Source organism: Pseudonocardia oceanicola (genome assembly GCF_047200735.1).
In the GTDB taxonomy this organism is placed as follows: domain Bacteria; phylum Actinomycetota; class Actinomycetes; order Mycobacteriales; family Pseudonocardiaceae; genus Pseudonocardia.
Genome location: NZ_JBJZON010000124.1, coordinates 1 through 228 on the forward strand (window position 1 = coordinate 1; position 228 = coordinate 228).

Consider the following 228-nt stretch of genomic DNA (forward strand, 5'->3'; position numbering starts at 1 on the left):
GCGGGCGGGGGCGGCGCAGGGGTGCAAGGAGGCCTTGTTCACGCTCGGGGACCGGCCCGAGGAGCGTTGGCCGGCGGCGCGGGAGTGGCTCGACGAGCGCGGTTACGACTCGACGCTGGACTATGTCCGGGCTTGTGCGGTCGCGGTGCTGGAGGAGACCGGGCTGTTGCCGCATCTCAATCCGGGCGTGCTGTCGTGGGGGGAGCTGACTCGGCTCAAGCCGGTTGC

General features: G+C 71.9%; 1 protein-coding gene. It reads left to right on the forward strand.

Annotated elements, in window-relative coordinates; translation table 11 throughout:
• A partial coding sequence (locus ACL02T_RS35095; RefSeq protein ID WP_412835120.1) for a hypothetical protein occupies positions 1–228 on the forward strand: 228 nt, incomplete at both ends.